Origin of the sequence: Agrococcus sp. KRD186 (assembly GCF_017168255.1) — a bacterium.
GTDB lineage: Bacteria > Actinomycetota > Actinomycetes > Actinomycetales > Microbacteriaceae > Agrococcus.
Window position 1 is genome coordinate 881,335 of the sequence record NZ_JABFAP010000001.1, and the last position, 26,246, is coordinate 907,580.

Below are 26,246 nucleotides of genomic sequence, written 5' to 3' on the forward strand. Positions count from 1 at the left end.
CCCCGACACCTCCCACCCCGGCATGGAGCACCCCTACACGCGCTACGTCGCCCTCGGCGACAGCTTCACGGAGGGCGTCGGCGACGAAGAGCCCGACCTCCCCAACGGCCTGCGCGGCTGGGCCGACCGCGTCGCGGAGGAGCTCGCGCGCACCCGACCCGACTTCCAGTACGCGAACCTCGCCATCCGCGGCCGGTTGCTCGGGCAGATCGAGCAGGAGCAGCTCGAACCGGCGATCGCCCTCGAGCCCGATCTCGTGACGATCTCCGCGGGTGGCAACGATCTGCTGCGACCCGGTGGCGACCCCGACGCGCTCGCCGCACGACTCGACGCCATCGTCGGCCGGCTGCGCGCCACCGGGGCGGAGGTGGTGCTCTTCAACGGCCCCGACATCGCCATGACGCCGGTGCTGCGCGCGATCCGCGGCAAGGTCGGCATCTACAACGCCAACCTGTTCGGCGTCGCCGCCAAGCACGGCGCCGTGATGGCCGACATGTGGTCGGCGCGCCACCTGCAGCAGCCGCAGATGTGGGCGGCCGACCGGCTGCACTTCTCGCACTACGGACACCACGCGATCGCGATGCTGGTGCTCGACGCGCTCGGCGTGCAGCACCAGCTGACGGCGATGCAGCCCGAGCCGCTGCCCCATCGCACCCGGCAGCAGATGGCGGTCGAGAACCTGCACTGGGCGCGCGAGCACCTGGCGCCATGGGTGCTGCGGCGCTTGCGCGGGCAGTCCTCGGGCGACACGATCCACGCCAAGCGGCCGGAGGCCGGCCCCGTGCTGCCCTTCGAGCACCTGGACGGCTAGCGACTGCTCAGTCGAAGTACCACCCGACGACGGTCGACGGATGCGTCAGCCGCCACCCGAGGTCGGGTGCGGCGAGCATGCCCTCGGTGCGCGCCGGCACCTGGGTCGTCGCGCCGTAGAGGTCCTCGACGACCACCGCGCCCACCTGCCCGCGCGGCGCGGCCACCTCGATGCCCGCCTCCGCTGCCTCAGCCGTCTCGAAGCGCGCCGTCGGCACGTGCGGCCCGAACGCATCCGTCTGCAGGTCTGCGACCGTGGTCGCCTGCACGATGCCGCCCCACGGCGCCTCGTACTCGGCGACCGGGGTGCCGGCGGGCACGAGCGTGACGGTGCCGAAGTCGTCCCACAGGCTCTCCACCAGCGCGAGCATCGCGGCGTTCATGTCGTCCTGGGTGACGACGCCCATGATCACCGCCACGATGCGGCGCGGCTCCCCCTCGATGTCGCGCTCCGCGGTGACGAAGAGGTTGCGGCCCCAGACGCGCAGGGTGCCCGTCTTGCCGCCGTCGATGAAGCCGTCGCCGAGCAGCGGATTGGTGTTGGCAGCGGTGCCTCCGGGCACGTCGACGCGCTCCATGCCGATCGTCTCGAGCACGAGCGGGTCGGCCACGGCCAGCAGCCCCAGCTCGGTCATGTCGGCGGCCGTCGAGCGGCTCTCGAGCGAGAGGCCGGAGGGGTCGGCGATGACGGTGTCGGCCAGGCCGCGCCGTGCCGCCCAGTCGTTCGCCGCCGCCAGGTAGCCGTCGATCGACCCGAAGGCCCAGTTGGCCAGCGACCACATGGCGTTGCCGGCCGAGTCGACCAGCGACCACTCGATGAGATCCCGCTGGGCGACCACCATGCCGTCGTAGACCGGCACCACCGGCGCGGCCTCGGCGATGGCGGCGCCGAGCGCGTTGATGTCGGCGCGGCCGAGCGTGATCGCAGCGCCGCGGTCGTCGCCCGAGATCGGATGCGCCTCGAGCACGGTCAGCACGGTGACGAGCTTCGTCAGGCTCGCCATCGGCACGGCCGACTCGTCGCCCCAGTGCTCCTGCGCGGCGTCGATGCCGACGACGGCGTAGCCGGCCGAGCGCGCGATCCCCTCCGGCCACGTGACCGAGACGGCCTCGCCCGTGGGCTCCGGCAGCGCGACCGGGGCTGCCGCGACGCGCGGCGGCGGGGCGAAGGCGATCGCGGTGGCCGCGACGACGGCGACGATCAGGGCCAGCAGCACCAGCCATCGCACGAGCACGACGAGCGGATGCGTCCGGCGGCGACGCTGGGTGACCGCCGTGACCGCGGGGCTGCTCACGCGCTGCCCCGCAGCGCCCACATGGCGACGGCGGCGGATGCCGCGACGTTGAGGGAGTCGACCCCGTGGTGCATCGGGATGCGCACCACCCGGTCGGCGGCTGCGAGCGCTCGGCGGCCCAGCCCCGGCCCCTCGGAGCCGAACAGCAGCGCGACGCGCTTCGCGGGCGCTGCGGCGTACTCGTCGAGCGTGATCGCGTCGTCGCGCAGCGCCATCGCGACGGTCTCGAAGCCGGCCTGGCGGAAGATGGGCGCAGCCGCCTCGATCGACTCGATCCGGGTCCACGGCACCTGCAGCACCGTGCCCATCGAGACCCGCACGCTGCGGCGGTAGAGCGGGTCGGCGCACGCCTTCGTGACCAGCACCGCATCCGCCCCGATGCCCGCGACCGAGCGGAACGCGGCGCCGACGTTCGTGTGGTCGACGAGGCCGTCGAGCACCACGACGCGACGCGCCTGCGCGAGCAGCGCCGACGCATCCGGCAGCACCGGGCGCTGCATCGAGGCGAGCGCGCCCCTGTGCAGGTGGAAGCCCGTGAGCTGCTCGAGCACCGGCTCCTCGCCGACGAAGACCGGCACGCCGGGTGCGGCATCGGCGGCGGCCAGCACGGCCTCCACCTGCGGCAGCCAGCGCGGCGCGACCAGCACCGAGCGGGGCTGGTGGCCCGCCCGCAGCGCCCGCTCGAGCACGGTCTGGGACTCGGCGATGTAGAGGCCCCGCTCGGGCTCGGTGCGGCGCCGCAGGGCGACATCGGTCAGCCCGACGTAGTCGTCCAGCCGAGGGTCGTCGAGCGAGTCGATCTCGATGATCGGCATGCGCGCTCCCCTCGCCTGGGCCGTCTCCGAGGGTAGCGGCCGACGCGACGCCGGCGATCGCTCCGGCCCACCATGCGGGCATGCCGCCGCGGCGGAGCGAGCCTCAGAGTCCCTATCGGCCACCGCGAGGCAGGTGCTCCAGGTGGCCGATCGCCTCATCGAGCAGCTCCGCGACGTGACTGTCGAACACCGCGTAGCGGATGTGCCTGCCCTCGCGACTCGCTGTCACCAGACTGAGATGCCGCAGCAGCCGCAGATGATTCGACACCGTCGTCTGACCGATCTCGAGCTGCGCGCTGAGCTCGGTCACCGTGCTGGGCCGGGCGTGGAGCATGCTCAGGACGCGAAGGCGAACGGGCGACGCCAGTGCCTGCATGATCTCTGCCAGCCGTTCGGCATCCGCGACGGCGAGCGTGCCGGCGACCTCTCGGGGCATTGCATTCACATGAACCATTCTGACCCCACTGCGATCACCATTCGCATCAACAACATATCATGATGTACTGATGTATGATGGGCGCGTGAATACGTTCTCGACCGCTGCCCCGACGACCGACGATGTGCAGGAGCACGCGCACGGTTCGACGCACTGGGAGCTCTGGTTCGCCATCGCCGCCGGCCTGACCTACGGTGCCGGCATGATCGCGGAGTACGCGATCGGGCTGCCGATGCTCGGATGGCCGCTCGCGTTCTTCCTCGCCACGTACTTCTTCGGCGGCTTCTTCACCGTGCGCACAGCGATCAGCTCGACCTTGCGCGGCAGGTTCGAGGTCGACTTCCTGATGCTGGTCGCTGCCTTGGGCGCAGCGCTGATCGGCCGGTGGGCCGAGGGTGCGGTGCTGCTGTTCCTCTTCAGTCTCGGCCACGCTCTGGAGGAGTACGCGCTCAGCCGCGCGAGCAAGTCGATCGAGGCCCTTGCCGGACTCGCGCCCCGCAGCGCACTGGTGCGGCGCGATGGCGGTGAACCGGTCGAGGTCCCCGTGGAGCAGATCATGGTCGGCGACGTCGTGGTGATCCGTCCGAACTCGCGGATCCCTTCGGACGGGTTCGTGATCTCGGGCTCGTCGGCCGTGGACCAGTCGGCGGTGACCGGTGAGTCGATCCCGGTCGAGAAGGAACCGGTCCCGGACCGTGGCCGAGCGGAGCGCGCCGCTGCCACGCTCCCCGCCGCCCATCGCGTGTTCGCGGGCACGGTGAACGGGTCGGGTGCGCTCGAGGTGGAGGTCACCGCGACAGCTGCCGACTCGACGCTCAGCAAGGTCGTCGAGCTCGTCCGCACCGCCGACCAGGCGACGTCCCCCACGCAGCAGTTCATCGACCGATTCCAGCGCTGGTACGTGCCTGCGGTGATCCTCGGCGTCGCAGCCGTGCTGCTCGTGGCGATGTACGTGTTCGGTCAACCATTCGCCGATGCGTTCTACCTCGCGATGACCGTGCTGGTCGCCGCGAGCCCGTGCGCGCTGGCGATCGCGACGCCCGCAGCTGTCCTGGCCGGCGTCGCGCGCGCTGCGCGGGCCGGCATCCTCGTCAAGGGCGGCGCGCCGCTGGAGACGCTCGGCCAGGTGAAGGCGATGGCGTTCGACAAGACCGGCACCCTCACCTGGGGCCTGCCTCGCGTCACTTCCCTCACGCCCGCCGACGGCACCGACGATGCCCTGCTGGTCTCGACCTTGGTGGCGGTGGAATCGCTCAGCGACCACCCCCTCGCCTCGGCGATCGTCCGGGACCTCGGCGATCGCGTGCCGGAATCCGAGCGGCTCGCGGCGACGGACCTCAACGCTGTCGTCGGCCGAGGCGTGCGCGCCAGGCTCGATGGAGAGCGTGTCGAGGTCGGCAACCTGCGCATGTTCACCGAGCAGCAGCTCAGTCTTCCGGACTCCCTCGCCGCAGCCTACGAGCAGGCGCGTGATTCGGGGCAGACGCTGATGATCGTGCGGCGTGGATCGAGCTTCCTGGGCCTCGTCGGGGTGATGGATGCCGCCCGGGACGAGTCCGCTCAGGTCCTGCAGGCGCTCCGCGACGCGGATGTCGGTCTGCTCGTCATGATCTCCGGTGACAACCAGCGTGTCGCCGACGCCGTCGGCCGTGAGGTCGGGATCGACACGGCCATCGGAGAGCTGCTGCCCGAAGACAAGGTCGCCCACATCACCCGCCTCGCTGCGACCCAGCGCCCGATCGCGATGGTGGGCGACGGGGTGAACGATGCCCCCGCGATGGCCAAGGCCGACATCGGCATCGCGATGGGCGCCGCTGGATCGGCGGTCGCGCTGGAGACCTGCGACATCGCGCTCATGAGCGATGACCTCGGGCGCGTCCCGTTCGCCGTTCGGCTCAGCCGCGCCACCAGCCGGATCATCCGGCAGAACCTCATTGCGAGCCTTGCCGTGGTCGCGTTCCTCGTGATCGCCACCTTCATCGGGCTGAACATCGCCGCGGTCGTGCTCATCCATGAGGGCTCTACCCTGATCGTCGTCGCCAACGCGCTGCGGCTCCTCAACTTCGAGAAGGGCAAGGAGCACGACGGCATCGAGCACGAGGACAAGCCCGAGCACTGACCAACGCTGCCGGCGTCGCACCTGCATCGCGAACCATGCGGCGATGAGCGCGCGCCGATGCGCGCACCAGCGCCGTCGCGAACTAGGGTTGTGGCCGTGCTCGACACAGCCATCGACCTGCTCCGCGGACGCCGGATCGCGGTGCTCACCGGCGCGGGCATCTCGACCGACTCCGGCATCCCCGACTACCGCGGCGCCGGCGCGCCGCGGCGCACGCCCATGGTCTTCGAGACCTTCCGCTCGAGCGAGGATGCGCGGCGCCGCTACTGGGCAGGCAGCCACCTCGGCTGGAAGCGCTTCACCAGCGTGCAGCCGAACGACGGGCACCGCGCGCTCGCGCGGCTCGAGGAGGCCGACCTCATCACCGGCATCGCCACGCAGAACGTCGACGACCTGCACGAGCGGGCAGGATCGCGCGAAGTGGTGCACGTGCACGGGCGCATGCACACCGTCTCCTGCCTGCAGTGCGGGCACACCTTCGACCGCGAGCGGATCGCGGCCGAGATCGAGCGGCTCAACCCCTGGATCGTGGTGCCCGAGCAGGTGCGGCTGCAGCCCGACGGTGACGTCGAGATCGACGCCTCGCAGGATTTCCGGGTGCCGCCGTGCCCCGTCTGCGGCGGCATGCTCAAGCCCGACGTGGTCTTCTTCGGCGAGTTCGTGCCGCCGGCGGTGTTCGCCGCGGCGCGCGACGTCATCGCGGCCGGCCAGGCGGTGCTCGTGGCCGGCTCGTCGCTGGTCGTGAACTCGGGCACGCGGCTGCTCGAGGTGGCGCGCCGCGAGGACGTGCCGATCGTGATCGTCAACCGCGGCGAGACGAAGTGGGATGCGCGGGCGGCCGTGCGCGTCGAGGGCGGCACGAGCGAGACGCTCACGGAGATCGCCGACGCGCTCGTCGCTCCGTTCTGAGCCGCGCGTCGCGCTGATCCAGCGCTCCCGCGGATCTCCTGCGCCCCGGATGACCGGTACGAGATTGTCGCTTCGCGCTGGTCCAAGCGACAACCTGGTACCGGACGCTGGGCGGGCGGCGTGGGGCGTAGGGGCAGGCGCCCCGTGCGGAGCGGGCGCGGCCGATCGCTAACGTCGGGGCGCTGCCGCAGCGATCTCCGCCAGGAAGGCTCCGAGCCGTGCCGCGGAGGAGCGCCAGGTGAAGGTCGCGGCCTGCTCGCGGGCGGCGCGCGACCTGGCACCCCACTCCCCCTCGAGCGCGCGCACGGCGTGCGCCAGCGCATCCGCATCGCCGACCGCGAAGTACACCGCGGCCTCGCCGCCCACCTCGCGGAAGATCGCCGTGTCGGCCACCACGACCGGCACGCCCAGGCTCATCGCCTCGAGCAGCGGGATGCCGAAGCCCTCCTCGTGGGAGGCGTGCACGAGCGCGGTGGCGCCGCGCAGCAGCTCGGCGTACTGCTCGTCGGAGACGCCGTCGTGGAAGGTGACGGATGCGCCTGCCGCCAGCGCCGTCAGCCGGTCACGCGTCGCCGCGTCGACGCGGCTGCACAGGTGCAGCTCGTAGCCGGGCAGCAGGGCTGCGGCGCGCACGAGCGTCTCGACGTCCTTGTAGGGCATGAACGAGCCCATGTAGACCAGGCGCTTCGACGGCGGGGACGTGTGGCTGACGGGCTCGCCGAACGGCCCGGTGTCAGCTGTGGCTGCGGCGTTCGGCACGATCGCGACCGGCCTGCGGGTGAGGCGGTGCTGGCGGATGAGCTCGCGGGTCGTCTGCGAGATGGTCACGACCCCGTCGACGCCGTTGAGCAGCAGCCGCTGCGGCGCGTAGGAGAGGTGGTACAGCCGCCACAGCAGCCGCACGGGTGCCGGCAGGTCGCGCGGCGGCGTCGGGTGGCGGTAGTAGATGAGGTCGTGCACCGTGGTCACGAGCGGCCAGGCGCGGCCGATCGAGCCGATCGTCTGCATGGGCGAGTACGCCACGTCGGCGGGCACCTTCCGCAGCCGCCAGGCGGTGAGCGGCTCCAGCGGGCCGGTCGGCGACGGTCCGAGGATGTGCGGCAGCGCGGGCAGCATCGCCAGCTGCCGCTCGTCGCTGACGAGCATGTTCACGTCGTGCTCGGTTGCGAGCTGCGCGACCAGCTCTGCCGAGAAGCGCGAGATGCCGTCGTGGCGTGGGAAGCGCACGTAGCGGCAGTCGAAGAGGATGTGCACGGGCTAGCTCGCCGGTCCGTTCGGGGCCGGGCCGTCCGAGGTCGGCCGGTCCGAGGTCGGTTCGCCGTGCTGCGCCTCCGCCAGGAAGCGGCGGATGACGCGCGCTGCCTGCGCCGGCTGCTCGTAGTGCACGAGGTGGCCGACGCCGGTGAGCACCGCGAGCCGTGCATCCGGGAAGAGCGCGCGCAGCCGGTGCTGGTGCGCGAGCGGCGTGATGTCGTCGCGGTCGGCGGCGATCAGCTGCACGGGCTGCGTGATCTGCGCGGCGACCTCGCCGACGGTGTGACGGATCGAGGCGTCGAAGGCTTCGAGCACCGACTGCCGCGACGTGTAGCGCGAGAAGTAGCGGTCGTGCTGGTCGTGGATCCAGCGCAGCAGCTGCCGGTCGCGCGTCTTCGCCATGAACACGCTCATGCCGCGCACGATCGGCGGGGCGCCCAGCACCGCGAGCCCGGCGCGCTCGGGCAGCGCGGCGGCCGCGCGGTAGTAGCCGAGCGCGAGCAGCGAGCCGAGCCTGTTGCCGCCGGCGAGCGCGGGCGTCGCGATCGGGTTCACGAGGATGATGCGGTCCGCCTCCAGTCCCTCGGCGGCGGCGTGGGCGACCACGATCGAGCCGAAGGAGTGGCCCAGCACCGCCGGGCGCTGCCCGTCGGCAGCCGGTGCCTGGGCGGCGACGAACGCCCGCAACCACGCCGCGTAGGCGTCGATCGTCGCATGCGGCAGCGCATCCGACGATCCGAAGCCCGGCAGGTCGGGCACGATCACGCGGAAGCCGGGCAGATGTGCGGCGACGGGCTCGAGCCCGTGGTGGTCGCCGCGGAAGCCGTGCACGAACACGATGGTCGGGCCGTCTTCCGGCCCGTACTCGAACACCGCGGTGCGCACGCCGTCGACCGTCGCCTCGCGGCGGCGCTGCGGCAGCGCGTCGAGCAGCGCGCGGTACGGCGAGTCGACGCCGGGGCGGGTCGCTGCCGAGTCGTCGGCAGGTCGGTCATCCACAGGCACCCGCCGAGCCTACCGGCGGCTGTGGGCGGCCGCGGCTAGCGTGGGGCCATGACCGAGACCCAGCTGCTGCGCCCGATCCTCGAGGTGAATGCGAACGCCCCGGATCGCTGGATCGACCGGCTCGTCGTGTTCGACCTGGAGACCACCGGGGTCGAGCCCACCGAGGCGCGCGTCGTCACCGCCTACGTCGGCGTGCTCGACGCCGCGGGCGAAGTCATCGAGGAGCGCTCCTGGATCGTCGACCCAGGCATCGAGATCCCCGAGGGCTCGGTCGCCATCCACGGCGTCACCACCGAGCGAGCACGGGCAGAGGGGGCGGATGCGTCGGCGTCCGTCTGCGAGATTCGTGACGTGCTCGCGGGCTACTTCGCGCAGGGCCTCGCGGTGTGCGCCTTCAACGCCGCCTACGACATCTCGCTGCTCGACGCCGAGTGCCGCAGGCACGGCCACGAGCCGCTCGACGCCCGCCCGGTGATCGACCCGATGATCCTCGACCGGCGGCTCGACAAGTTCCGCCGCGGCAAGCGCACGCTGCAGGTGGCGAGCGAGATCTACGGCGTCGAGCTGCTCGACGCGCACGACGCCAGCGCCGACGCGATCGCCGCCGGCAGGGTCGCGCAGGCGATGGCGGCGAAGTTCGCGGAGCTGCGCATCGACCCGATATCGCTGCACGAGATGACGGCCGCGTGGGCCGACGAGCAGGCCGCCGACTTCGAGACCTATCGCCGCCGCACCGACCCGGCGTTCAATGCCGGCCGCGGCTGGCCGCTGCGCCGCCCCTGAGCGCCCCCAGACGCAGAATGACGGGTTGTTGCACGAGTGACGCATCACTCCTGCAACAACCCGTCACTCGGTGATCGGGTGCGGCTGGATCAGCCGCCGAAGCCCTTGTAGCGGTTCTTGAACTTCTCGACGCGGCCGGCCGAGTCCATGATGCGCTGCTTGCCCGTGTAGAACGGGTGCGAGGCCGACGAGATCTCGACGTCGATGACCGGGTAGGTCTCGCCATCCAGCTCGATCGTCTTGTCGCTGGTGACCGTCGAGCGCGTCAGGAACGTCTCGCCCGAGGCGAGGTCGCGGAACACGATCGGCTGGTAGTCGGGGTGAGTCTCGGTCTTCATTGCAGTCCTTGGTCGCTCGGGCGCGGAAAGTCTACGGCCAACGTACGGGCCGACAGACGAGTGTATCAGTTGGTTCGGGTGGTGTGCGAGACGCGGCGTGGTGCGGCCATCGATCACGAGCGCTTCGCGCGGGCACGCCAGCGGCCGTCCTCCTGCTGCACCTGCAGCGGCACGCCGAACGTGGCGGTGAGGTTGGCGTCGGTGAGCACCTCGTCGAGCGTGCCCGCCGCCTGGATCCTGCCCTCGCCGAGCAGCATCGCGTGGGTGAAGCCGGGCGGGATCTCCTCGACATGGTGCGTCACCATCACGATCGCGGGCGCGAGCGACGACGAGGCGTAGTCGGCGAGCGACTCCAGCAGCGACTCGCGCGCGCCGAGGTCGAGGCTGCCCGCCGGCTCATCCAGCAGCATCAGCTCGGGGTCGGTCATCACCGCGCGGGCGATCTGCACGCGCTTGCGCTCCCCGTCGGAGAGGGTGCCGAAGGTGCGGGTGGAGAGCTCGGTGAGATCCCACGCGTCCATCACCTCGGCGGCGCGCTCGAGGTCGAACGACTCGTAGTGCTCACGCCACCGCCCGGTGACGGCGTAGGCGGCGGTGAGCACGACGTCGCCGACTCGCTCGTGCCCGGGGATGCGGCGGGCCAGCCCGGTGGCGGCGAGGCCGATGCGGGTGCGCAGCTCGAAGACGTCGACCTTGCCCACGCGCTCCCCCAGCACCTCGACCGTGCCGGAGGTCGGGTGGGTGCTCGCCGAGGCGAGCTGCAGGATGGTCGACTTGCCGGCGCCGTTCGGGCCGAGGATGACCCAGCGGTCGGTCTCGTCGACCGTCCAGGAGATCGAGTCGAGGATGCGGTTGCGGTTCCTGACGAACGAGACGTCGGTGAGCTCGAGGACGCTGGCCATGCAGGCGAGCCTATCGAGCGGGGCGCCCCGATCAGCACGGGCGCGCGGGCAGCGGCTGCCGCTCGGCGCCTACTCGGCCGCCGCAGCGCGCTCGGCGATCACCGTGGCGTACAGCTCGCGCGTCTCCTCGGCGATGCGGCCCCAGTCGAAGTGGGTGCGGGCGCGCTCCCGCCCTGCCTCACCCATCCGCTTCGCCGCCTCGGGGTCGGCGACCATGCGCGAGAGCGCATCGGCGAGATCGGCCTCGTAGCGCTCGGGATCCGTCGGCGCGCCGGTGCCATCCTGCACCTGGTCGATCGGCACCACGAAGCCCGTCACGCCGTCGTCGATGACCTCGGGGATGCCGCCGGTGCCGCTGCCGACCACCGGCGCGCCGCACGCCATGGCTTCGAGGTTGACGATGCCGAGCGGCTCGTAGACGCTCGGGCAGACGAAGGTGGTCGCGTGTGTCAGCAGTGCGCGCAGATCCTCGCGCGGCAGCACGTCGTCGATCCAGACGACGCCCTCGCGGGTCGCCTGCAGCTCCTGCACGAGGCCCTTGACCTCCGCCATGATCTCGGGCGTGTCCGGTGCGCCGGCGCAGAGGATCAACTGTACGTCCTCCGGCAGCGAACGGGCGGCGCGCAGCAGATGCGGCAGACCCTTCTGCCGGGTGATGCGGCCGACGAAGACGACCGACGGATGCGTCGGGTCCAGTCCCAGCTCCCGCGCCCGGTCGGCGTCGGGGTTCGGCGCCCACGACTCCAGGTCGATGCCGTTGTAGATGGTGACGACCTTCTCAGGGTCGAGGGAGGGGTAGGAGCGCAGGATGTCGGCGCGCATGCCGTTGGAGACGGCGATCACGCGGTCGGCGGCCTCGTAGGCGCGGCGCTCGATGTCGCTCGAGATGCGGTAGCCGCCGCCGAGCTGCTCGGCCTTCCACGGCCGCAGCGGCTCGAGCGAGTGCGCCGAGACGACGTGCGGCACGCCGTGCAGCGCCTGCGCGAGGCGGCCTGCCTCGTTGGCGTACCAGGTGTGCGAGTGCACGAGCTCGGTGCCGCCGACCGCGTCGGCGATCTGCAGGTCGACCGAGAGCGTCTGCAGCGCGCCGTTCGCCCCGGCGAGCGAGTCGGGCACCTCGTAGGCGGTGGTGTCGGCCTCGTCGCGCGGTGCTCCGAAGCAGCGCACCTGCACCTCGATCGAGCGCCGCAGCGCCTTCACGAGCTCGGTGACGTGCACCCCGGCGCCGCCGTAGACCGCGGGCGGGTACTCCTTGGTGAGCAGATCGACGCGCATGGCCTCACCCTATGCCAGGCATTTGCCCAGTCTGGGGGCGGTGCCCTGGCCCCTCCCACCCGCGTGCCCGTAGGGTGTGGCCATGGAGAAGAAGGTCTTCGGGATCGTGCTCGCCGGCGGCGAGGGCAAGCGGCTGATGCCCCTGACAGCCGATCGTGCGAAGCCTGCGGTGCCCTTCGGCGGCGCCTACCGGCTGATCGACTTCGCGATCTCGAACCTGATCAACTCCGATCTGCGCAAGATCGTGGTGCTCACCCAGTACAAGTCGCACTCGCTCGACCGGCACCTCTCGCAGGTGTGGCGCATGTCGAACATGCTCAACTCCTACGTCACCTCGGTGCCGGCGCAGCAGCGCACCGGCAAGCACTGGTTCGCAGGCAGCGCCGACGCGATCTTCCAGTCGCTGAACCTGGTCGCCGACGAGAAGCCCGACATCGTGGTGGTGGTCGGCGCCGACCACGTCTACCGCATGGACTTCAGCGACATGATCCAGGCGCACATCGAGTCCGGCGCCCGCGCGACCGTCGCCGGCATCCGTCAGCCGCTCGAGCTCGCCGACCAGTTCGGCGTGATCGAGGAGGACGAGACGAAGGACGGCTTCATCAAGGCCTTCCACGAGAAGCCCGCCGACGCATCCGACTTCGTCGTCGCCCCCGGCGAGGTGCTGGCCTCGATGGGCAACTACGTCTTCGACGCGGATGCGCTGGTCGAGGCCGTCATCGCCGACAACAGCCTCGAAGGCTCGAGCCATGACATGGGCGGAGACATCATCCCCTGGTTCGTCGAGCGCGGCGAGGCCGCCATGTACGACCTCAAGCACAACACGGTGCCCGGCGCGACCGAGCGCGACAAGTACTACTGGCGCGATGTGGGCACCATCGAGTCGTTCTTCGACGCGCACATGGATCTCATCTCGGCGCTGCCAATCTTCAACCTCTACAACCGCGAGTGGCCGATCTACACGCAGATCGTCAACGCTCCCCCGGCGAAGTTCACCAGGGATGCGTGGGGTCGCGCCGCCGACGTCAACGAGGCCATCGTGGGCTCCGGCTCGGTCGTGCAGGGCGCCTCGATCGTGCGCAGCGTCGTCGCCCCCTGGTGCGTGATCGATGCCGGCGCCACGGTCTCCGACGCGATCCTGTTCGACTTCGTCCACGTGGGCGCCGGTGCGGTCGTGCGCCGCGCCATCATCGACAAGGACGTCGAGCTCGGGCCCGGGGTGCAGGTTGGTGTCGACCACGACCTCGACCGCTCGCGCGGCTTCTCGATCTCCGCCTCCGGCATCGTGACGGTGCCCAAGGGCACCAAGATCTTCCAGTGAGCGGCGCCGCCCTGCTGCTGGTCACCGACGTCGACTCCACGCTCATCCGCGATGAGGTTATCGAGCTGATCGCGCGCGCGGTCGGGCCCGCCGCCGAGCGTCACGTGGCCGCGGTCACCGATCGCGCGATGCGCGGCGAGCTCGATTTCGCCGCCTCGCTCGCCGAGCGTCTGCTGATGCTCGAGGGCCTGCCCGCATCCGTGCTCGACGACGTGCGCGAGCAGGTCACCGTCACCGACGGCGTGCCGGAGCTGATCGCCGAGGTGCACGAGCGCGGCGGCGTCGTCGCGGCCGTCTCGGGCGGCTTCCACGAGGTGCTCGACCCGCTGGCGGCGCAGCTCGGCATCGACCATGCGCGCGCCAACCGGCTCGAGGTGGCGGATGGGCGCCTGACGGGCCGCTCGATCGGTCCCGTCATCGACGGTGCGGCCAAGCGCGACACACTCGAGTCGCTGCGCCTCAACCTGGGCGTGCCGCGCGAGCGCATCGTCGCGGTCGGCGACGGCGCCAACGACCTGCTGATGATGGGAGCGGCGGGCATCTCGGTCGCGTTCTGCGCGAAGCCCGCCGTGCGCGAGCAGGCGAGCCACATCGTCGAGGTGCCCGACTTCCGCGAGCTCATCGCGCTGCTGCCCGCGCCCGCTCGCCCCTGAAGGCACATGTATGGCGATCGGCGCTCCCGACCGCCGGTTGTGAGCAAACCGTCGTACACCTGCGGAGCGCTCAGCGCTCGAGCAGCGACCTGAGCCGCGCGAGGTCGGCGGCCACCGCCTGCGCGTCGGCCTCGAACGCATCCGCGCTCACGCCGTCCAGGCGTCGCAGCGTGAAGACGACCTCTGCGCCGTGCGGATGCGCCAGCACACGCAGCGGGTTGTGGACGACCGTGCCGTCGGGCAGCGTCACGTCGTGGTCGAGCACGCCGAAGGCGTTGTGCGGCGCGAAGCGCACCCGCACCTCCCCCATCGGAGACTCCAGCACCAGCGCGTCGCCGTCCCTGCGCAGCTCGCCAGTGGCGAGGCCGGCCGCCCAGCGCGGCAGCTGCTCGGGATCACCGGCGAAGGCTGCGACCGCGCGCCAGTCGCGGCGGATGACGACGCTGAGGTGTCGCGACTCCATGCCGGGGATCCGGAGGTCAGTGACCCATGCCAAGGCCGCCATCGACAGGGATGACGGCGCCGGAGATGTAGGCGGCCTCGTCGCTGGCGATCCAGCGCACCACGTTCGCGACCTCCTCGGGGGTCGCGTAGCGGCCGGCGGGGATGGCCTTCTTGTACTCGGCCTGGGTCTTGTCGTCGAGCTCGGCCGTCATGTCGGTCTCGATGAAGCCGGGCGCGACCACGTTGGCGGTGATGCCGCGCGCGCCGAGCTCGCGGGTGATCGAGCGGGCGATGCCCACCAGGCCCGCCTTCGACGCCGAGTAGTTCACCTGGCCGGGGCCGCCGTACAGGCCGACGACGCTCGAGATCAGCACGATGCGGCCCCACTTGGCGCGCAGCATGCCCTTCGAGGCCCGCTGCGCCACGCGGAAGGCGCCCGTGAGGTTGGTGTCGACGACCTCTGAGAAGTCCTGCTCGCTCATGCGCATCAGCAGCGTGTCGCGGGTGATGCCGGCGTTCGCCACCACCACTTCCACCGGGCCCAGCTCGGCCTCGATCGTCGTGAACGCCGCGTCGACCGAGGCGCTGTCGGTGACGTCGGCGGCCACTGCCAGCGCGCCCTCGGGGCCGGAGCCGTCGCGCGAGGTGATGGCGACGCGGTGGCCGGCGTCGAGGAAGGCCTGCGCGATCGCGCGGCCGATGCCGCGATTGCCGCCGGTGACGAGCACGGTGCGAGAGATCATGACCGCCAGCCTATTGGGGCCGCAGGCCTCGGCATCCCTCAGGCGCGTAGGGTCTCGTGCGAGCGCTGGTCACTGGTTGGAGAACGCTGCATCGAACGCCGCGTCGGGCAACTCCCACAGCAGCGACCGCACGAAGCGCAGTGCCTCCTCAGCCCCGTGCAACCGGTCCATCCCGGCGTCTTCCCACTCGATCGAGATAGGACCCTCGTATCCGATCGCGCGGAGCGCGCGGAAGGAGTCCTCCCACGGAACGTCGCCGCGCCCGGTCGAGACGAAATCCCAAGCGCGCCGCGGGTCGCCCCATGCCAGGTGTGACCCCAGCGCGCCGCCGCGCCCGTTCTTGGATCGGAGCCGCGTGTCCTTGCAGTCGACGTGATAGATCCGATCGCTGAAGTCGGTGATGAAGCCGACCGGGTCGATGTGCTGCCACATCATGTGCGACGGATCCCAGTTGAATCCGAAGGCCTCGCGGTGATCGATCGCCTCGAGCGCGCGCACCGATGTCCAGTAGTCGTAGGCGATCTCACCCGGGTGCACTTCATGGGCGAATCGCACTCCCTCGCCGTCGAAGACGTCGAGGATGGGATTCCACCTGTCTGCGAAGTCCTCGTAGCCTTGATCGATCACCTCTGCAGGCACCGGCGGGAACATCGCGACGTACGGCCAGATCGACGATCCGGTGAAGCCCACGACGGTGTCGACGCCCAGCTTGCGGGCGACTCGCGCGGCGCGCTGCATGTCGGCCGCCGCACGCTGGCGCACACCCTCCTGCTCACCGTCCCCCCAGACGTACTCTCGCACGATCGCTCGGTGTCGGAAGTCGATCGGGGCGTCGCACACGGCTTGACCCGCGAGGTGGTTCGAGATGGCGTGTGCGCGCAGACCATGTCGGTCGAGGATGTCGAGCCGCGACTGCAGGTATGCGGCGTCCTCATCTGCTCGCCGAAGATCGAGGTGGTCGCCGGACGCCGCGATCTCGAGGCCGTCGAATCCCCATCCGGCGGCCAGGCGCGCGACCTCCTCGAACGGCAGGTCCGCCCACTGACCGGTGAACAGGGTGACGGGGTGCGTCGTCGGTGTCACGCGATCCTCCCGAGTTCGGTGCTGGTGAGTTCACACCATCCTCCCCGACGTGCGGATGTGACGACGGCTTCCGTGATCTGCGCCGCACGCACGCCGTCGGAGAAGCCCGGCATCCCTGATGCCGGGTGACCCCGCACTGCCGAGATCATCTCGCCCATGAGGAGCGTGAACGACTCCTGGTATCCCTGGACGTGACCGGAAGGCGTCGTGACGTACGGTGCGACCGCGGCCGCGGGCATCGTCTCCCCGCCCTTCGGAACGATGAGGGTTCCCTCGGTCATTCCCACCACGAGGCGATCGGGGTCCTCCTGGTCGAAGACGTACGAGGCCTCGACGCCGTCGAGCTCGAGCCAGAGCCGGTTCTTGCGTCCGCGGCTCGCCTGCGAGATGACGACGCTGCCGGATGCATCGCGGTCGGTCTCGAACAGCATCGTGACGGCATCCTCGCTGGACACCGGCACCTCGCCCTGCGGTGAGATGCGAACATCGTGCAGACGCGTGAAGCGGGCGGAGACCCGGCTGATGCGGTGACCGCTGATGAACTCGAACAAGTCGCACCAGTGCACGCCGATGTCGGCGAACGCCCGCGAGTCGCCGTCCTCCACTCGCCAGTTGTAGGCGTCGCTGTCGGCCATCCAGTCCTGCAGATAGTGGCCGTGGGCAAGCCAGATGCGTTCGCCGGCAGCCGCGATGCGCGCACGAGCCTCGCGCACCGCCGGGTAGTACCGGTAGACGAACGGCACGACGGTCACGACGCCTGCGGCCTCAGCGGCCCGGTCGAGCCCCATCGCATCATGGAGGGTCATCGCGAGCGGCTTCTCGCAGACCACGTGCTTGCCCGCGGCGATGGCCGCGCGTGCGAGCGCAACGTGCTGTGAGTTCGGCGTGCAGATGTGTACGACATCGACCTCTGGGTCGGCGATCAGCGCCTCAGGCGAGAGAGCGCGCGCAACACCGTTTCGTGTTGCGGCATCCGCCGCGCGAGCGAGGTCGCGCCCTGCGTAGGCGACCACTTCGCCCCCGGCTGCACGCACCGCGCGGGTATGCACGGCGCCCATGAACCCGTGGCCGATGATCCCGCTGCGCACGGGCCGTGCCGCGCTCACTTCTTCCTCGACAGCGCGACGGCCGCGATGATGATGGCGCCGCGGACGACTTGCTGCTGCGCGACATCGAGCCCCGCGAGGATCAGGCCGTTGTTCACCAGGCCCATGAAGAGCGAGCCGAAGAGCGTGCCGATGATCGCACCTCGGCCACCGAAGAGGCTCGTGCCCCCCAGGATGACGGCGGCGATGACGGTGAGCTCGTCGCCTTGACCCCATTGGAAGCGTCCTGACTCGAGTCGACCGGCGTAGAGCATGCCCGCGAGCGCTGCCACGATTCCTGACGTCAGGAGCACGGCGAACTTGATCTGTGCGGTGCGGATGCCTGTGTAGGCGGCGGCGGTCGGGTTACCGCCTGTGGCGAGCACCTGACGACCGAAGCGAGTGCGGTTCATCACGATCCAGCCGACCGCGACTGCGAGCACCGTCCAGACGAGCAGGCCGGGCACCGGACCGAAGTCACCGCCTCCGAAGATCAGGATGTACCACCGGTCGCCGATCGGCTGCGGTGCAGAGCCCGTGATCCACTGAGCGAGTCCGGCCGCGAGACCCAGCATGCCGAGCGTGACCAGGAACGACGGAATCTTCAGCCATGCCACCAGCCCGCCGTTGATTGCCCCGATGACCGCACCAGAGGCGAGACCCGCGAGGATTCCGGGAAGGAGGCCGTAGTGCGTGATCGCCATCGCAGTCACCACGGAGGACAGTCCTGCCACAGAGCCGACGCTGAGGTCGATCTCAGCGTTGGCGATCACGAAGGTCATGGCGACTGCCATCACGGAGATCGTCGCAGTCTGCCGAACGATGTTGAGGAGGTTGTTTCCCGTCAAGAATCCGCTGTCGCCCAACATGACCGAGAACAGCACGAACACGAGGATGAACGCGATGTAGATGATGTTGCTGCGCCAATCCATGTGCGCAGTGATCCTGCTGATCAGCGACGGCCTCTCCGTCGTTGCGGTGCTGCTCATGCGGCTTCTCCTTGGATGATGAGTTGCAGTTGCTCCTCGCTCTCGATCTCGGCTCGCTCCAATGCACGGAACGTACTGCCTTCCCCGAGTACGACGATGCGGTCGGCGACGGCGAGCAGCTCGGGCAGCTCAGAGGAGATGAAGACGACGGCGTTGCCCTGTGACGCGAAGTCTCGAACCATGTCGAGGATCTCGGTCTTGGTGCCGATGTCGACGCCGGCCGTCGGCTCGTCCATCACCAGCAGTCGAGGGGCGGTGTTGATCCACTTCGCGACGACGACCTTCTGCTGGTTGCCGCCGGAGAGTCTGTTCACGGGCATGTCGGGGTCACTGGTCTTCACGCCGTAGGTCCTGACGAGGTGGTCGGTGAGCCGCGCAATCTTCGCGGGGCTCACGAAGGGCCCACGCATGACGGTTCCCAGCACTGGCAGGACGAGGTTGTCGGAGACCGAGTGCTCGAGCACGAGACCCTGTTCGCGACGGTCCTCGGGGATCAGCGCGATGCCAGCTCGCTGCGCGGCACGCACACCCGAGAGCACCCGACGTTCCCCGTCGATGCGCAGCTCGCCTCGTGTCGGCCTGTCCATGCCGATGAGCACTCGAGCGAACTCCGTGCGGCCGCTGCCCATCAGTCCCGCGAGGCCGACGATCTCGCCGGCGCGCACGGTGAGATCCATCGATCGGAGCACGTGTGCGCTCGCGATGCCGACCGCCGAGAGGATGATCGGTGCTTCAGGATCTCGCTCGCGCTCGCGATAGACGAGATCGCTCGCGAGCCTCCGCCCGATGATGGCCTCGATGATCTGGGGCGACGACAGCTCGGAGAGCTGATCGCTCAGCACGACACTGCCGTCACGCAGCACGGTGATCCGGTCCGCGACGCGGCGGATCTCGTCCATGCGGTGAGAGATGTAGACGATCGCGATGCCCCGATGCTTGAGCCGCTCGATCAGCGCGAACAGGTTCTCGACCTCATGCTTGGCGAGGCTTGCAGTCGGCTCGTCCATGACGAGCACCTTCGCGTCCTTCGCGATCGCCTTCGCGATCTCGACGAGCTGCCAGTACGCGGTCCCCAGGTTCCCGACCGTTGCGCGCGGGTCGAGAGCGACGCCCAGATCGTCGAAGATGCGACGTGCCTCGTTCTCTGCCGCCCGGTCGTCGATGAGACCGAGCCGGCCGCGCTGCTCTCGGTTCAGCGAGATGTTCTGCGCGACGGTCATCGACGGGATGAGGCTGAACTCCTGGAACACCATCCCGATCCCGGCGCGCTCCGCATCCGCAGTGTCACGGATCGTCACTTCGCGGCCGTCCACCTCGATGGTGCCCGACGTGATCGTGTAGACCCCCTGGAGGATCTTCATCAACGTCGACTTGCCGGCACCGTTCTCGCCGGCGAGCGCATGGACTTCCCCTGCCCGGATGTCCATGTCCACCATCTTGAGCACGCTGACCGGGCCGAAGTCCTTGACCACGTCCCGCATTCGGACGACGGGCGTCGTCGTGTCGATCGCCGAGGCGCCCATCACCGGGCTCGTGGATGCTCAGGCACCGGGGTCCACAGACCGGTGCGCCCTGACTCGAGGATCGCCTCGTCGATCAGCGCGGTCTGGTAGCCATCGGCGAAATCGGGGCGAACCGATCCGCCTTCGACGATCGCCTTCATGACTTCGTAGGCCTCGATGATCTTCGTCTCGCCGTAGCCGATGCCGAGCGCGGGGATCGGCCAGAGCGCATCGCCGTACGGTGTGCTGGGACCGGTGTAGACCGTGCGGAAGCCCCGCCGATCGCTCGGGTCGTTCTTGAATGCGACCTGCAGCTCGTCGCGGTTCTCGTAGTTGAACACGATCGAGCCCTCGGTACCGTGGATCTCGAACGTGATGAAGTTGTTGCGACCCCACGCGTTTCGGGTTGCCTCGATAGAGCCCACCGCGCCGTCCCGGAACTTGACGAGGGAGACGGACTCGTCATCGACGTCAACCTCTCCGCGCGGCCCGTCGGACTTCACGGAGCCGCCCAGGGCGTCGAACCCGCTCGACTGCAGCGGTCGGTCCTTGATGAAGGTGGAGACGATGGAGCTGACTTCGCTGATCTCGCCGACGAGATACCGGGCGAGGTCGACCACGTGCGACCCGATGTCGCCCACCGCCCCCGATCCGGCGATCTTCTTCTGGAAGCGCCAGCTGAGCGGCGAATCAGGATCGGCGCTCCAGTCCTGCAAGTACGTGCCGCGGAAGTTCAGGATCGTGCCGATCGCGCCCTCGTCGATGTACTTCTTCGCGAGCGCCACCGCGGGCGTGCGGCGATAGTTGAAAGCGACTGCGCTCACGACACCGGCTCGCTCGACTGCGTCGAGCATGCGCTTTGCATCCGCGGCTGACGGCGCGAGCGGCTTCTCGCAGATGACGTGCTTCCCGGCTTCGGCTGCCGCGATGGCGATCTCCGCATGCAGATGATTCGGAGTCGCGATGTCCACGACGTCGATCGTCGGGTCGTCGATGACCTCCTGCCAGGAGGTGGCGTAGCGCTCCCAGCCGAACCGGTCTGCGGCGGTCGATGCGAGCTCTTCGGTGACATCGACGACCGTCTTGCGGATGGGTCGAGCAGGCGCGGGCCAGAAGAACATCGGCATGGCTGCGTACGCGAGCGAATGGGCCTTGCCCATGAATCCGCCGCCGATGAGGGCGATGTTGATGTCCTGCATGTCTTCTCCTCTTCGAGAGCGTGGGGCGGCCGGCAATGCTGGCCGCCCCACGGTGGTCATTCGGTGTAGGCGTCCGTGACCGCCGCCGGCGGGTCGGCGTGGTAGACGAGCTCCCAGGCTTCGAGGACGTTGTCGTGGTCGACGGGAAGCGAGCTGAGCGCCACATACGGCGGCACATCCTCCCCCAGCACGCTGAGCGCGGCGAGACGCGCCTCCGCGACGCCCTGGTCGTACGGGAGCTGGGCGCCGAGGCCGACCACCATCTCGTCCCGCGCGAGCGCGATCGCCACGTTCGTGCCCAGGTCCTCGGTCGCGATCCGGATGTCGGTCCTGCCGGTCTCGCGCGCGGCGGCCATCACGCCCTCGGCCGGCACGTCCCACACTGCCCAGATGCCGCTGAGGTCCGGGTGCCGGGTCAGCATGGCGCTCGCGACACCCTGGGCATCGCCTGCGAAGTCAGGTCCGGCGATGCCTTGCTCCTGGACGACTTCGATGTCCGGGAACTCCTCGGTGATGGTCGCCATGAACCCGTCGTAGCGCTGCTGCGTCACGAAGAAGTCGGCCTCGTGGTAGATCACGCCGATCGTGCCCTGACCGCCCAGCGAGCGTGCCAGCAGGTAGGCAGACGTGACGCCGTTGCCGTAGTTGTCGGCGGAGACCATGGATACGTAGTCCTCCCCCGCGACGAAGCCATCGGGAACGTTGTCCATGAAGACGAGCTTCACGCCCTGCTCCGCCGCCCGCCGATAGGCAGCGGCGGTCGCAACGGGATCGGTGGGGATCGAGACGATGATGTCCGGCTGCTGGGCGAGCACGGTCTCGATGTCGGAGACCTGCTTCGCGGGATCGAAGTCGGCGTCGGTCGTCGCGATGACCTCGATGCCCAGGCGCTCGAACTCAGCGTTGAGCCCCGCGATCTGCGCGTTGGCCCAGTCGTTGCCGCCGTAGTGCATGACGATCGCCGCGGTGAGGTCCATGTCGGCGACTTCGGCGACTTGATCTTCCGTCATCTCGGTGGCCGAGAACGGCGACGGCTCTTCTCCGTTGGGACCCTCGCTGAGCACCTGGCCCGTGACTTCCTCGAGCGCGGCATCGATCTGCGCCGCGACCTCTGGATCGACTTCGGTTTGCGCTCCGTCGCTGGCTGGCGTGCAGGCCGCGAGGCCCACGAGCGCCGTGAGGGCTGCGACCGCGACGAGCGGCCGTGTGAGGTTCTTCATGCACATCTCCTTTGCTGTGCGAGTCAGCGCGGTCGCGCCGCTCGGTCGTTCGGGTGCTTCAGTCGGCGAGGCCGTGATGCTCCAGGAAGGTCCGGCTGGTGACTGCGGCAGCCTGGAGGTCGCCCAGGTAGCCGTCGAGCTCCACCGTGATCCAGTCGTCGTACCCCGCCGCCCGCACCTCTGCGATGACTGCAGCGAGGTCGATGTCGCCGCTTCCGAGGGGGAGGAAGGCTCCCGTAGTGAGGTCGGCGTCCTTGAGGTGCACGTAGTCGAGACGGTCGGCGTACCGTCGGATGACTGCTGCGGGGTCGGAGCCGCCGACGGCGAGATGCGCGACGTCTGCGCATAGTCCGATGCTGGAGGCGGCGAAGAGCGCGTCGATCTGCTCACCCGTCTCAGCAAGGCTTCCGAGGTGCGGGTGATAGCTGGGCACGAGGCCTTCCGCGCGTGCTCTTTCGGCGACGCGATCGAGCAACTCGCCCATGACCGCGAAGTCCTCGACGCGACGGCCGGTGCTGCGGATCGAACCGCCGCCCACGATGTAATGCCGGGCTCCCGCGGACGCCGCAACGGCGATCGATCGCTCGAACCTGGCGTACTCGTCATCGTGGGCGTCTCGATAGATGAAGTGGCCGCCCGAGTACACGCCGGTGAGCGACAGGCCGTTGTCGGTCAGAGCGGAGCGGAACGGCTCGATGCCGTCCTCCCACCCCATCAGGTTGCCGTCGAACACCTCGACTCCTGAGAAGCCGGCCTCAGCTATGGCGGTGAGCGCGACGCCGATATCTCCCGGCGTCAGGTAGTAGCCGGTGGGAAGGTCTGTCACAGCGGCAGGGGTGCCCACAACGCCGCCCCAAGCGTTCGCCTCGTATGCAAGCTTCATGAGTCGACTACCTCCTCGTATGACCCGACGAGCCCAGGCTAGCCATTTGACTTCGATAAGTCAAATGTCATTATCTCGAGGTTGAAAGTGAAGGTGTAATACGCTCGCTCACAACGTTAACCCTTCCGGAGAGTTGAGGAGGTGCGGTGATCTCGCTGACGCCCACACATGGAGCCGGCGAACTGTTCCAGGTGCTGCGAGACGGACGTGCTCGCACGCGTGCTGAGCTGATGCAGGAGACAGGTCTGGCTCGCACCACGGTCGTCGTGCGCATGGCTGCACTCACCCAGCTCGGCCTGATCGTGCCGGCAGGCGTCGCGGCTTCGTCCGGGGGTCGCCCGCCGAGCCGGTTCGTATTCGACCCGCGAGCACGCTTCATCATCGGCATCGATCTTGGCGCGACGCACGGGACGGTCGGCCTTACGGACATGTCCGGCGACGTGATAGCCCGGGCGCAGCACCGGCTGCACATCGCAGCGGGCCCAGACGCGATCCTGGACCTCGTGCTCGACTCCGCTGCAGCACTCATTGCGAGCGCGGGCCTCGACCAGACGTCACTGATCGGCATTGGCGTCGGCGTGCCCGGCCCTGTCGAGCACGCCACCGGACGCCCGATCAGACCTCCGATCATGCCGGGGTGGGATGGCTTCGACATCCCATCGTTCGTCCGTCGTGACTACGACGTGCCCGTGCTCGTGGACAACGACGTGAACTTGCTCGCGCTCGGGGAGCGCGCGACCACCTGGCCGGACGTCGATGATCTGCTGTTCATCAAGGTGTCGACCGGCATCGGTGCCGGCATCGTGGCTGGAGGTGTGCTACAGCGAGGTGCCAGAGGGTCTGCCGGCGATCTCGGGCACGTACAGGTCCCCCACGGTGGCGACGAGCACGACCTCGAGGCGACCGCGAGCGGACCGGCGATCGCGCGCGCGCTCAGCGATGCGACGGGCGAAACCATCGACCCGGCCAACGTCGTGGATCGCATCCGCGTCGGTGATCCGAGCGCGATCGCAGCCGCCCGCGATGCCGGCAGGGCGATCGGGGAAGTCGCCGCGATCTGCGTGAGCATGCTCAACCCCTCGACCGTCGTCGTCGGCGGCCAACTCGGTGTGCACGTGCAGGAGATCATCGCGGGCGTGCGCGAGGTCGTCTACCGACGTGCCATCCCGCTCGCGACACAGCACTTGAGCATCGTCCCGGCACAGGGCGGGGTGGATGCAGGAGTGCGGGGCGCGGCGTTGATGGTGATCGAGGATAGGTTGAACGCCGCCGCCATCGACGCGGTCCTCGCCCGCTTGAACGGCGAGTGAACTGCGGCGATGCGTCGTTCAGAGCCCTGCTGGGCTGACCCCCCGGGCGTATACTTGTCAGAGCCATGCGAGAGCACAGAGATCAAGATAGCGCCGGGTCGCTCACCGACCTCCCGATGTCCCCTGACGAGGATCGTCAGAGGCGCTTCCGCATGTATTTCTACTTGATGCTCGTACGCGTCGCCGCCCTCGGCATCTTCTTCATCGTGCCCGGCTGGTGGAAGCTCATCCCGGCCTTCTTCGCCGTGTTCATCCCCTACTTCGCCGTCGTCATCGCGAACGTCTCGACGCACCGCACGAGCGCGGGCATCGAGGCGCCCAACGCGCTGCCGCCCGGCCCGAGCGCGGCCCCGCAGGCGACGGATGCGGGCAGCACCCGACCGACGGGTGACGTGCTGTGAGCCTGCTCTCGATGCTCGAGGGCGAGCAGGGCACGACGCCGTGCTCGGCCGCCGGCTGCAGCGACGACGCGGCGCACGCAGTGCACTGGCGCAACCCGCGCATCCACTCGGCCGACCGGGTGAAGACCTGGGCCGCGTGCGGCGAGCACCGCGACACGCTCGCCGCGTGGCTGCGCTCCCGCGGCTTCCCGGTGGTCGTGACCGCCTTCGGCGAGACCGTCGAGCGGGTCGCCTGATGCTGCGGCTGCTGCGCGAGCCGCGCTGGCTCGGCTACATCTCCGTGGCCGTCGTGTTCGCGATCGTGTGCTGCGCGCTCGCGATCTGGCAGTGGAACCGGCGCGACGAGGCGCTCACCGCGATCGACCGCTTGGAGACCAACTACGACCGGACGCCTGCGGCGGTGGCGGATGCCCTGCCAGAGCTGGGCGCGTTCGACCCCGACCTGCAGTGGACGCCCGTGCTGCTCGAGGGCGAGTACCTGCCGGACGAGCAGCTGCTGCTGCGCGGCCGCTGGCGCGGCGGTGAGGTCGGCTTCGAGGTGATCGCGCCCTTCCGCACCGTCGACGGCACCGTGTTCGTGGTCAACCGCGGCTGGATCGACCAGGCCAGCGGTGCCGAGCGGCCCGTGACGGAGCCCGAGACGCCGCAGGGCCCGACGACGGTCGTGGCGCGGCTGCGGCCCGATGAGGGCTCCATCGCCGGCCGCGGCGCGCCGGAGGGGCAGATCGCATCGGTCGATCTGGAGGAGCTCGCCGTGCAGCTGGGGCCATCGACCTACACGGGCGCCTACGGGCTGCTCGTCAGCGAGGACGGCAGCGCGCCAGACGACGTCTCTCTCGCGAGCCGCCCGGTGCTCGACCCGGGCCCGCACCTGTCGTACTCGCTGCAGTGGTACGTGTTCGCGCTGGGCGCCTTCGCCGCGCTGGCGTGGGGAATGCGCGACGAGCTGCGCAGCGCCTCGCCCGAGGTGCGGCCCAAGCGCGTGCGGCGCACGGACGCCGACGTCGAGGACGACATCCTCGATCGCACCTGAGAGACGGCTCGACGGCCTCCCGTGCGCACGGCATCATGGGGCCGTGTCCATCGTGCGAGACCGTGCCGTGCCGAACCTGCCGTCGAGGGACTTCGACGCGACGGAGGCGTTCTACGGCGCCTTCGGCTTCGCGCGCGGCTTCCGTGACGAGGGATGGATGATCCTCGTCCGCGGCGACCTGCAGCTGGAGTTCTTCCCGCACCCGGAGCTCGATCCGCGCGCGAGCAGCTTCATGTGCTGCCTGCGGGTCGGGGACGTGGACGAGCTCTACGCGGCCGTGCGCGACGCCGGGGTGCCGGAGGCGACGGCCGGGATGCCGCGCCTGCACGCCGTCCGCATGCAGGAGTGGGGGCTGCGCGCCGGGTACCTGGTCGATCTCGACGGCACGCAGCTGGCGCTGATCGAGCAGGCGGGCTGAGCGCCCCGCGCAGCCCCTGCG

The 26,246-nt window shown here is 69.7% G+C and carries 28 protein-coding genes; 11 read left to right on the forward strand and 17 right to left on the reverse strand.

The genetic code is table 11. The features are described from left to right. Nucleotides 1-22 precede the first annotated feature (22 nt). Nucleotides 23-811, forward strand: a complete 789-nt coding sequence (locus J1M46_RS04225; protein WP_206448568.1) for an SGNH/GDSL hydrolase family protein — start codon at nucleotides 23-25, stop codon at nucleotides 809-811. Between the two features lie 7 nt (nucleotides 812-818). Here J1M46_RS04225 and J1M46_RS04230 read toward each other — a convergent pair whose 3' ends face one another. From J1M46_RS04230 to J1M46_RS04240, 3 genes are all read right to left on the reverse strand, one after another. Next, entirely contained in the window at nucleotides 819-2,105 is a 1,287-nt protein-coding gene (locus J1M46_RS04230; RefSeq protein WP_206446678.1) for a D-alanyl-D-alanine carboxypeptidase, read from the reverse strand. Beyond that, nucleotides 2,102-2,920, reverse strand: a complete 819-nt coding sequence (locus J1M46_RS04235) for a TrmH family RNA methyltransferase (RefSeq protein WP_206446679.1) — start codon at nucleotides 2,918-2,920, stop codon at nucleotides 2,102-2,104. The genes J1M46_RS04230 and J1M46_RS04235 overlap by 4 nt, the downstream gene beginning before the upstream one ends. Nucleotides 2,921-3,032: 112 nt before the next feature. Next, complete coding sequence (locus tag J1M46_RS04240) at nucleotides 3,033-3,356, reverse strand: ArsR/SmtB family transcription factor (protein WP_241249318.1); 324 nt, start codon at nucleotides 3,354-3,356, stop codon at nucleotides 3,033-3,035. Nucleotides 3,357-3,441: 85 nt separating this feature from the next. On the opposite strand from J1M46_RS04240, the gene J1M46_RS04245 reads away from it, so the two are divergent. Beyond that, on the forward strand, nucleotides 3,442-5,475 hold the full coding sequence (locus J1M46_RS04245) for a heavy metal translocating P-type ATPase (RefSeq protein WP_342384271.1): 2,034 nt from the start codon (nucleotides 3,442-3,444) through the stop codon (nucleotides 5,473-5,475). Nucleotides 5,476-5,532: 57 nt separating this feature from the next. After that, nucleotides 5,533-6,384 (forward strand): Sir2 family NAD-dependent protein deacetylase, encoded by an 852-nt coding sequence (locus J1M46_RS04250; RefSeq protein WP_206446682.1) that lies wholly within the window; start codon nucleotides 5,533-5,535, stop codon nucleotides 6,382-6,384. Between the two features lie 168 nt (nucleotides 6,385-6,552). Here the strand turns inward: J1M46_RS04250 and J1M46_RS04255 are convergent, their stop codons facing one another. Together J1M46_RS04255 and J1M46_RS04260 are read right to left on the reverse strand one after the other, a co-directional pair. After that, complete coding sequence (locus J1M46_RS04255; protein ID WP_206446683.1) at nucleotides 6,553-7,638, reverse strand: glycosyltransferase; 1,086 nt, start codon at nucleotides 7,636-7,638, stop codon at nucleotides 6,553-6,555. Nucleotides 7,639-7,641: 3 nt separating this feature from the next. Beyond that, a complete protein-coding gene (locus J1M46_RS04260) occupies nucleotides 7,642-8,643 on the reverse strand; it encodes an alpha/beta fold hydrolase (RefSeq protein WP_342384272.1) in 1,002 nt (333 codons plus the stop codon). Nucleotides 8,644-8,691: 48 nt separating this feature from the next. Here J1M46_RS04260 and J1M46_RS04265 point away from each other — a divergent pair, with 48 nt between their 5' ends. Beyond that, entirely contained in the window at nucleotides 8,692-9,426 is a 735-nt protein-coding gene (locus J1M46_RS04265; RefSeq protein ID WP_206446684.1) for an exonuclease domain-containing protein, read from the forward strand. Nucleotides 9,427-9,515: 89 nt separating this feature from the next. Here J1M46_RS04265 and J1M46_RS04270 read toward each other — a convergent pair whose 3' ends face one another. The 3 genes from J1M46_RS04270 to glgA all read right to left on the reverse strand — a co-directional run bounded on the left by J1M46_RS04270 (nucleotide 9,516) and on the right by glgA (nucleotide 11,941). Further along, nucleotides 9,516-9,764 carry a type B 50S ribosomal protein L31 gene (locus J1M46_RS04270; RefSeq protein WP_092919417.1) on the reverse strand — a complete coding sequence of 83 codons (249 nt, stop codon included), beginning with the start codon at nucleotides 9,762-9,764 and terminating at the stop codon, nucleotides 9,516-9,518. A gap of 113 nt (nucleotides 9,765-9,877) precedes the next feature. Beyond that, the gene (locus tag J1M46_RS04275; protein ID WP_206446685.1) at nucleotides 9,878-10,666 is read right to left on the reverse strand and encodes an ABC transporter ATP-binding protein; all 789 of its coding nucleotides are present in this window, start codon (nucleotides 10,664-10,666) and stop codon (nucleotides 9,878-9,880) included. Between the two features lie 69 nt (nucleotides 10,667-10,735). After that, nucleotides 10,736-11,941 (reverse strand): glycogen synthase, encoded by a 1,206-nt coding sequence (gene glgA, locus J1M46_RS04280; protein ID WP_206446686.1) that lies wholly within the window; start codon nucleotides 11,939-11,941, stop codon nucleotides 10,736-10,738. Nucleotides 11,942-12,023: 82 nt separating this feature from the next. On the opposite strand from glgA, the gene glgC reads away from it, so the two are divergent. Together glgC and serB are read left to right on the forward strand one after the other, a co-directional pair. Then, entirely contained in the window at nucleotides 12,024-13,262 is a 1,239-nt protein-coding gene (gene glgC / locus J1M46_RS04285; RefSeq protein ID WP_206446687.1) for a glucose-1-phosphate adenylyltransferase, read from the forward strand. Further along, a complete protein-coding gene (serB, locus tag J1M46_RS04290) occupies nucleotides 13,259-13,915 on the forward strand; it encodes a phosphoserine phosphatase SerB (protein WP_092919425.1) in 657 nt (218 codons plus the stop codon). Before glgC ends, serB begins: the two co-directional genes overlap by 4 nt. A 70-nt stretch (nucleotides 13,916-13,985) precedes the next feature. Here the strand turns inward: serB and J1M46_RS04295 are convergent, their stop codons facing one another. The 9 genes from J1M46_RS04295 to J1M46_RS04335 form a co-directional block, all read right to left on the reverse strand. Beyond that, nucleotides 13,986-14,378 (reverse strand): polyketide cyclase, encoded by a 393-nt coding sequence (locus J1M46_RS04295; protein ID WP_092919427.1) that lies wholly within the window; start codon nucleotides 14,376-14,378, stop codon nucleotides 13,986-13,988. Nucleotides 14,379-14,394: 16 nt separating this feature from the next. After that, nucleotides 14,395-15,102: a beta-ketoacyl-ACP reductase gene (gene fabG, locus J1M46_RS04300; protein ID WP_206446688.1), complete on the reverse strand. Its 708-nt coding sequence runs from the start codon at nucleotides 15,100-15,102 to the stop codon at nucleotides 14,395-14,397. A gap of 69 nt (nucleotides 15,103-15,171) precedes the next feature. After that, entirely contained in the window at nucleotides 15,172-16,185 is a 1,014-nt protein-coding gene (locus J1M46_RS04305; RefSeq protein WP_206446689.1) for a TIM barrel protein, read from the reverse strand. Then, a complete protein-coding gene (locus J1M46_RS04310; RefSeq protein WP_206448570.1) occupies nucleotides 16,182-17,243 on the reverse strand; it encodes a Gfo/Idh/MocA family protein in 1,062 nt (353 codons plus the stop codon). Before J1M46_RS04310 ends, J1M46_RS04305 begins: the two co-directional genes overlap by 4 nt. A 44-nt stretch (nucleotides 17,244-17,287) precedes the next feature. Beyond that, a complete protein-coding gene (locus J1M46_RS04315) occupies nucleotides 17,288-18,202 on the reverse strand; it encodes an ABC transporter permease (RefSeq protein WP_241249013.1) in 915 nt (304 codons plus the stop codon). A gap of 53 nt (nucleotides 18,203-18,255) precedes the next feature. Further along, a complete protein-coding gene (locus J1M46_RS04320) occupies nucleotides 18,256-19,782 on the reverse strand; it encodes a sugar ABC transporter ATP-binding protein (protein WP_241249014.1) in 1,527 nt (508 codons plus the stop codon). Beyond that, nucleotides 19,782-20,960 carry a Gfo/Idh/MocA family protein gene (locus tag J1M46_RS04325; protein ID WP_206446691.1) on the reverse strand — a complete coding sequence of 393 codons (1,179 nt, stop codon included), beginning with the start codon at nucleotides 20,958-20,960 and terminating at the stop codon, nucleotides 19,782-19,784. The genes J1M46_RS04320 and J1M46_RS04325 overlap by 1 nt, the downstream gene beginning before the upstream one ends. Nucleotides 20,961-21,016: 56 nt before the next feature. After that, the gene (locus J1M46_RS04330) at nucleotides 21,017-22,180 is read right to left on the reverse strand and encodes a substrate-binding domain-containing protein (protein WP_241249015.1); all 1,164 of its coding nucleotides are present in this window, start codon (nucleotides 22,178-22,180) and stop codon (nucleotides 21,017-21,019) included. 58 nt (nucleotides 22,181-22,238) lie between these two features. After that, complete coding sequence (locus J1M46_RS04335; RefSeq protein WP_206446693.1) at nucleotides 22,239-23,006, reverse strand: TIM barrel protein; 768 nt, start codon at nucleotides 23,004-23,006, stop codon at nucleotides 22,239-22,241. 203 nt (nucleotides 23,007-23,209) lie between these two features. Between J1M46_RS04335 and J1M46_RS04340 the strand changes: the two genes are divergently transcribed. From J1M46_RS04340 to J1M46_RS04360, 5 genes are all read left to right on the forward strand, one after another. Continuing rightward, the gene (locus tag J1M46_RS04340) at nucleotides 23,210-24,373 is read left to right on the forward strand and encodes an ROK family protein (protein ID WP_342384274.1); all 1,164 of its coding nucleotides are present in this window, start codon (nucleotides 23,210-23,212) and stop codon (nucleotides 24,371-24,373) included. Between the two features lie 65 nt (nucleotides 24,374-24,438). Continuing rightward, complete coding sequence (locus J1M46_RS04345) at nucleotides 24,439-24,774, forward strand: DUF3099 domain-containing protein (protein ID WP_206446694.1); 336 nt, start codon at nucleotides 24,439-24,441, stop codon at nucleotides 24,772-24,774. Beyond that, nucleotides 24,771-25,010 carry a hypothetical protein gene (locus J1M46_RS04350; RefSeq protein WP_446698556.1) on the forward strand — a complete coding sequence of 80 codons (240 nt, stop codon included), beginning with the start codon at nucleotides 24,771-24,773 and terminating at the stop codon, nucleotides 25,008-25,010. Before J1M46_RS04345 ends, J1M46_RS04350 begins: the two co-directional genes overlap by 4 nt. Beyond that, the gene (locus J1M46_RS04355) at nucleotides 25,010-25,807 is read left to right on the forward strand and encodes an SURF1 family cytochrome oxidase biogenesis protein (protein WP_206446695.1); all 798 of its coding nucleotides are present in this window, start codon (nucleotides 25,010-25,012) and stop codon (nucleotides 25,805-25,807) included. Before J1M46_RS04350 ends, J1M46_RS04355 begins: the two co-directional genes overlap by 1 nt. A gap of 52 nt (nucleotides 25,808-25,859) precedes the next feature. Beyond that, nucleotides 25,860-26,225 carry a bleomycin resistance protein gene (locus J1M46_RS04360; protein ID WP_206448574.1) on the forward strand — a complete coding sequence of 122 codons (366 nt, stop codon included), beginning with the start codon at nucleotides 25,860-25,862 and terminating at the stop codon, nucleotides 26,223-26,225. Nucleotides 26,226-26,246 lie beyond the last annotated feature (21 nt).